Source organism: Neisseria sp. P0022.S010, from assembly GCF_051956635.1.
Genome location: NZ_JBQCXF010000305.1, coordinates 1 through 3,503 on the forward strand (window position 1 = coordinate 1; position 3,503 = coordinate 3,503).

The window sequence follows — 3,503 nt, forward strand, 5'->3', positions numbered from 1 at the left end:
ATGCAAATCTGCTTAAGTTGCAAAGACATGCTTCTGCTTTAATTGTATTTTTATTTCAGACGGCCATTATAAAGCAAGGAGAATAGGCGTTAAACTCGATATTTTTGGATTATGATGAAAAAACAACAATTTTGTCGTATGAATCCAATCAATAACGAAATTATATTTCATGTTGCTATTACTTGTTTGGAGATGGCAGAAAAGGTTGTTTTGATGGACAGACGGTTGGAATTTGAAATATGAAAAGGCCGTCTGAAACTGAGCAATCAGGTTTCAGACGGCCTTTTAGCTATTTAAATCCGATAGGATTGATTAGGCTTTGTTTTTCAACCGTCCATGCAACTCCTGCACGCTGTACACGCCTAGGTGGTCGCGGCTTTTTGCGCCTTCGCTCATGGCTTCGCCGCCGGCGATGGTGGTGTATTGCGGCACGCGTTGGGTGAGGGAGGTGCGGCGGATGCTGTGGCTGTCGGCGATGGATTGTGCCGAGCTGCTGACGGTGTTGACCACCAGTGCGATTTCACCGTTTTTAATCGCGTCCACGATGTGTGGGCGGCCTTCCTGCACTTTGTTTACCGCCTGCACGATGATGCCGTGCTCTTTCAGGTATTCGGCGGTGCCGCGTGTGGCGCAGACGCCGTAGCCTAAGGCTTGGAAGTTTTGCGCGGTTTTGACGATGAGCGGTTTGTCTTCGTCGCGCACGGCGAGGAAGATTTTGCCGGTCGGGTTCAGGCGTTCGCCTGCGCCGAGTTGGGCTTTGTAGTAGGCTTCGCCGAAGCTTGCGCCCACGCCCATCACTTCGCCGGTAGAGCGCATTTCAGGGCCGAGAATGGTGTCCACACCCGGGAATTTGATGAATGGGAACACGGCTTCTTTAACGGCATAGAAATCGGGGACGACTTCTTTTTCCACGCCTTGCTCTTGCAGGGAAATGCCTGCCATGCAGCGCGCGCCGACTTTGGCGAGCGGCACGCCGGTGGCTTTGGAGACGAAGGGAACGGTACGGCTGGCGCGCGGGTTTACTTCCAGCACGAACACCACGCCGTCCTGCACGGCAAACTGGACGTTCATCAGGCCGACCACGCCCAGCGCGTAGGCCATGGCTTTGGTTTGGCGGCGGATTTCGTCTTGGATTTCTTCGCTGAGCGAGTAGGGCGGCAGCGAGCAGCCGGAGTCGCCGGAGTGGATGCCTGCTTGTTCGACGTGCTGCATGATGCCGCCGATAACGACGTCTTTGCCGTCTGAAACGCAGTCCACATCCACTTCAATCGCGTTGTTCAGGAAGAAGTCGAGCAACACGGGGCTGTCTTCGGATACCTGCACGGCCTCGCGCATGTATTTTTGTAGCTCTTCGGCGGAATGGACGACCTGCATGGCGCGGCCGCCGAGGACGTAAGACGGACGCACGACCAGCGGATAGCCGATTTCTTCGGCTTTGACGAGCGCTTCTTCTTCGTTGTGGGCGATGCGGTTGGGCGGTTGGCGCAGACCTAAGTCGTTCAACACTTTTTGGAAGCGTTCGCGGTCTTCGGCGGCGTCGATGCTGTCGGCGGATGTGCCGATAATGTTCACGCCGTTTTCAACCAGCGCGTTGGCGAGTTTCAGCGGGGTTTGGCCGCCGTAATGCACAATCACGCCCCACGGGTTTTCTGTACGGACGATTTCCAACACGTCTTCCAGCGTCAGCGGCTCGAAATACAGGCGGTCGCTGGTGTCGAAGTCGGTGGAAACGGTTTCGGGGTTGCAGTTGACCATGATGGTTTCAAAGCCCGATTCGCGCAGGGCGAGCGCGGCGTGAACGCAGCAGTAGTCAAACTCGATGCCCTGACCGATGCGGTTCGGGCCGCCGCCGAGAATCATCACTTTTTTACGGTCGGAAGGACGCGCTTCGCATTCCTCTTCGTAAGTAGAGTAGAGGTAGGCGGTTTCGGTGGCGAACTCGGCGGCGCAGGTATCGACGCGTTTATACACGGGATGCAGGTTCAGCGCATAGCGGTGTTCGCGCACTTCTTTTTCTTTTACGCCTAAAAGCTGCGCGATGCGTTTGTCGGAGAAACCTTTGCGTTTCAGACGACGTAAGGCGGCGAAATCCAAATCTTGCAGGCAGCCTGCACTTACCTGCTGCTCTTCTTTCACCAAGTCTTCGATTTGCGCCAAGAACCAAGGGTCGATGGCGCAGATTTCGTGGATTTCTTCCAGCGTGAAGCCTGCGCGGAATGCGTCTGCCACAAACAGCATACGTTCGGGGCCGGGGTTCGCCAGTTCGCGGCGGATTTCCGCTTTGTCTTCGCTGCGCGGATTGAAGCCGCACAAGCCTGTTTCCAAGCCGCGCAGGGCTTTTTGGAAACTTTCCTGAATGGTGCGGCCCATCGCCATCACTTCGCCCACCGATTTCATCTGCGTGGTCAGGCGGTCGTCTGCGGCGGGGAATTTTTCAAACGCGAAACGCGGGATTTTGGTTACCACATAGTCGATGGAAGGCTCGAACGACGCGGGCGTGCGGCCGCCGGTGATGTCGTTGCGCAACTCGTCCAGCGTAAAGCCGACCGCCAGCTTCGCCGCCACTTTCGCAATCGGGAAGCCCGTCGCTTTAGAAGCCAGTGCGGACGAACGGCTCACGCGCGGGTTCATCTCAATCACAATCATCTCGCCGTTTTCAGGGTTCACCGCAAACTGCACGTTCGAGCCGCCCGTATCCACGCCGATTTCGCGCAATACCGCCAAGCTTGCGTTGCGCATGATTTGGTATTCTTTGTCCGTCAGCGTTTGCGCCGGCGCAACCGTAATCGAGTCGCCCGTATGCACGCCCATCGGGTCGAAGTTTTCAATTGAGCAAATGATGATGCAGTTGTCGGCCTTATCGCGCACCACCTCCATCTCGTACTCTTTCCAGCCGAGCACGGACTGCTCAATCAGCAGCTCATGCGTGGGCGACGCATCGAAACCGCGTTCGCAAATCGCCAGAAACTCGTCTTTATTGTAGGCGATGCCGCCGCCCGAACCGCCCATCGTGAAAGACGGACGAATCAGCGTCGGGAAGCCGACCTGTTCCTGCGCCGCCAAGGCTTCGTTCATCGTGTGGCAGACAAAAGATTTCGGGCAAGAGAGGCCGATTTTCTCCATCGCTTCCTTAAAGCGGCCGCGGTCTTCCGCCTTGTCGATCGCGTCTTCCGTCGCGCCGATCAGCTCGACATTGTATTTCGCCAGCACGCCGTTGCGCGCCAAATCCAGCGCACAGTTCAGCGCGGTCTGGCCGCCCATCGTGGGCAGAATCGCATCGGGCCGCTCCTTGGCGATAATCTTCTCCACCGTCTGCCACATAATCGGCTCGATGTAGGTAACATCCGCCATTTCAGGGTCGGTCATAATCGTGGCGGGGTTGGAATTCACCAGAATGACTTTATAGCCTTCTTCACGCAAAGCCTTGCAGGCCTGTGCGCCCGAATAGTCAAATTCGCAGGCCTGACCGATAACGATAGGGCCGGCGCCGATGATAAGGATGG

The 3,503-nt window shown here is 56.3% G+C and carries 1 protein-coding gene; it reads right to left on the reverse strand.

The genetic code is table 11. From position 1 onward, the window contains the following. Positions 1 to 312: 312 nt before the first annotated feature. On the reverse strand, positions 313 to 3,501 hold the full coding sequence (gene carB / locus ACTHUT_RS15765) for a carbamoyl-phosphate synthase large subunit (RefSeq protein WP_440419011.1): 3,189 nt from the start codon (positions 3,499 to 3,501) through the stop codon (positions 313 to 315). Positions 3,502 to 3,503 lie beyond the last annotated feature (2 nt).